Below are 3,085 nucleotides of genomic sequence, written 5' to 3'. Positions count from 1 at the left end.
AGAAGCTCGCTCAGCTTCGCCTGTTCGTCGGCTGTCAGCTTGCTGCCGGTCGGCTTGCCGGCCCTGTTGCGCGCAAAGACCAGCAATGACAGCCCGCCGAGGGTCACCAGCAGCACCGGCGCGCCCCAGAGCAGCACCGTCTTCATGCCGATACGCGGCTTCAGCAGCACGAACTCGCCATAGCGCGAGACGATATAGTTCAGCACCGCCTCGTCGCTGTCGCCATCGCTGATGCGCTCGCGCACCAGCAGGCGCAGATCCTTGGCCAGATCGGCATTGGAATCGTCGATCGACTGGTTCTGGCAGACCATGCAGCGCAGTTCCGCCGACAGGGCGCGGGCCCGCGCCTCGAGCGCCGGATCGGCCAGCACCTCGTCCGGATTGACGGCAAAGGCGGGGGCCGCCATCAGCAGCAAAGCGAAAGCCAGCAAGAGACGCCGCATCATTCCGCCGGCTCCATTGCAGCAGCAGGCTTCGCGGCTTTCGCCTTCCTACGCGGGGCGCCGACGCGCAGGCGGCGGTCGGTGAGCGAGACGAGGCCGCCGAAGGCCATGATCACCGTTCCGCCCCAGATGCAGAGAATGAACGGCTTCCACCAGATGCGCACGACGATGCCGCCGTCCTTGGTGGCGTCGCCGAGCGAGACATAGAGCTGGCTGAGCCCGAAGGTCAGGATGCCGGCCTCCGTCGTCGGCATCTGCCGGGCGGTGTAAAGACGCTTGGCCGACCAGGTATCGGCCACCGCGACACCGGCGCGCCGGATGGTGAAGTGGCCGCGCTCCTCGGTATAGTTCGGCCCGGTCGCCGGCTGCATGCCGTCGAAATGCAGGCTGTAACCGCCGGCCTCGGTGATCGCGCCGGGCTTCATCTCGATGACGTATTCGCTCTGGAAGGTCGTGACCGCGACGATGCCGAGCACGGTGACGCCGAGCCCGGCATGGGCAAGGGCGGTGCCGAAGGCCGAACGCGGCAGGCCGGAAAGCCGGCGCCAGGCGACACTGGCGGAAACCTTGCCGATTCCGGCGCGATACCAGAGATCGGCGATGGCGCCGAGGATGAGGAACAGGCCGGCCGCCAGCCCGAGCACTGACAGCACCGGTCCGCCATGTTGGACATAGAAGAAGACCACCGCGGCCAGGAAGGCGATAGCCGCGACGACATAGAGCCGCTGCAGGGCGCCGAGCAGATCGCCGCGCTTCCAGGAAAGCATCGGCCCAAAGGGCACGATGACGATCAGCGGCGCCATCAGCAGGCCGAAGGTCAGGTTGAAGAAGGGCGGTCCGACGGAGATCTTGTCGCCGGTCAGCGTTTCCAGCAGCAGCGGATAGAGCGTGCCTGTCAGCACCGTGCCGCAGGCGACCGTCAGGATCAGATTGTTGACGACGAGCGCACCCTCGCGCGAGATCGGCGCAAACAGCCCGCCGGCAGCGAGCCGCGGCGCGCGGAAGGCAAACAGCGACAGCGCTCCGCCGATGAAGATCAGCAGGATGCAGAGAATGAAGACGCCGCGGGTGGGATCGCTGGCAAAGGCATGCACCGAGGTCAGCACGCCGGAGCGCACCAGGAAGGTGCCCATCAGCGACAGCGAGAAGGTGAGGATGGCAAGCAGCACCGTCCAGATCTTCAGCGCCTCGCGCTTTTCCATGACAAGCGCCGAATGCAGCAGGGCGGTGCCGGCCAGCCACGGCATGAAGGAGGCGTTTTCCACCGGGTCCCAGAACCACCAGCCGCCCCAGCCGAGTTCGTAATAGGCCCAGTAGGAGCCCATGGCGATGCCGAGCGTCAGAAAGGTCCAGGCGGCCAGCGTCCAGGGCCGCACCCAGCGCGCCCAGGCCGCGTCGATGCGGCCTTCCAGAAGGGCCGCGACGGCAAAGGAGAAACAGACGGAGAAGCCGACATAACCGAGATAAAGCAGCGGCGGGTGGATGGCGAGACCGATATCCTGCAGGACCGGATTGAGATCGCGGCCCTCGGCCGGCGCCGGATCGAGCCGCAGGAAGGGATTGGAGGTCAGAAGAATGAACAGCGTGAAGGCGACCGAGATCCAGGCCTGCACGGAAAGCACATTGGCCTTCAGCGTCTCCGGCAGATTGCGCCCGAAGACGGCGACCAGCGCGCTGAACAGCGTCAGGATCAGCAGCCAGAGCATCATCGATCCCTCGTGATTGCCCCAGACGCCGGAATATTTATAGATCAGCGGCACCAGCGAATGCGAATTCTCCCAGACGTTCTCGACCGAGAAATCCGAGACGACATGGGCATAGGTCAGCACGCCGAAGGCGAAGGCCACCAGCGAGAACATCGCCAGCGAGCCGATCGTCGCCACATCCATCATCGCCCGGTCGTGACGACGGGCGCCGATCACCGGCACGATGGAGAGGATGAGCGCCGTGGCCAGCGCCAGCACCAGCGCGTAATGGCCGATCTCGATGATCATGGCGTCGCCTTCACTTCCTGGCCCTGAGCTTGCTTGCCCGGAACGTCCTCGCCTTGCCCTTCCTTCCACAGCCCCTGGGATTTGAGCCGGTCGGCCACATCCTTCGGCATATAGGTCTCGTCATGCTTGGCCAGCACGGTATCGGCGACGAAGACATTCGTTCCCGGCGTAAACATGCCTTCGGTGACGACGCCCTGGCCCTCGCGGAAGAGATCGGGAAGGATGCCGGTATATCTCACCTTCACGGCATTGGCGCTGGCGTCGGTGACGGCAAATTCCACCGTCGAGCCGGTGCCGCGCACGACGCTGCCCTCGCCGACCAGGCCGCCGAGCCGGATGCGGGTTTGCGGCGCCACCGGCGTCTTCGCCAGATCGGCCGGCATGTAGAAATAGGCGACCGACTGGCTGAAGGCGAACATCACCAGCAGCACGGCGGCGGCAATGAAGCCCATGCCGCCGGCGATCACCCCCAGGCGCTTCTGCTTGCGCGTCATTGCGCCATTCCTTCTGTTGCTATGCCGAGTTCCCGGGCAAGCGCCAGCAATTGCCGGCCCTGCTCGCCGGCCGGCGGAAAGGCCGCAAGCCCGCGCTTCAGCGCGCCGGCAGCACGATCCCTATCGTTCAATACGGCGTAAGAGCGGACGAGCC

The 3,085-nt window shown here is 65.6% G+C and carries 3 protein-coding genes and 1 pseudogene; all 4 read right to left on the bottom strand.

Features of this window, described 5'->3' with window-relative positions; translation table 11 throughout:
* Positions 1-446: cytochrome c-type biogenesis protein CcmH (locus tag FHT75_RS35600; RefSeq protein ID WP_183845823.1), on the bottom strand; the 446-nt coding region annotated here is incomplete at its 3' end.
* Positions 443-2,437, bottom strand: coding sequence for a heme lyase CcmF/NrfE family subunit (locus tag FHT75_RS35595; protein ID WP_183845824.1), 1,995 nt, complete (start codon positions 2,435-2,437; stop codon positions 443-445). The genes FHT75_RS35600 and FHT75_RS35595, both read right to left, overlap by 4 nt.
* On the bottom strand, positions 2,434-2,931 hold the full coding sequence (gene ccmE / locus FHT75_RS35590; protein WP_132573988.1) for a cytochrome c maturation protein CcmE: 498 nt from the start codon (positions 2,929-2,931) through the stop codon (positions 2,434-2,436). Before ccmE ends, FHT75_RS35595 begins: the two co-directional genes overlap by 4 nt.
* Positions 2,928-3,085: pseudogene (locus FHT75_RS36220) on the bottom strand (c-type cytochrome biogenesis protein CcmI); the annotation flags it as partial. The pseudogene FHT75_RS36220 and the gene ccmE, both read right to left, overlap by 4 nt.

Source organism: Rhizobium sp. BK112, assembly GCF_014193215.1.
Classification (GTDB): Bacteria; Pseudomonadota; Alphaproteobacteria; order Rhizobiales; family Rhizobiaceae; genus Rhizobium; species Rhizobium anhuiense.
Note: the sequence above shows the minus strand (reverse complement) of the source record. Positions and strands in the feature narration are given on the sequence as shown.

Coding starts and splice junctions, on each gene's coding strand:
- FHT75_RS35595 (WP_183845824.1), bottom strand. CDS start 2,437: ATGATCATCGAGATCGGCCATTACGCGCTGGTGCTGGCGCTGGCCACG.
- ccmE (WP_132573988.1), bottom strand. CDS start 2,931: ATGACGCGCAAGCAGAAGCGCCTGGGGGTGATCGCCGGCGGCATGGGC.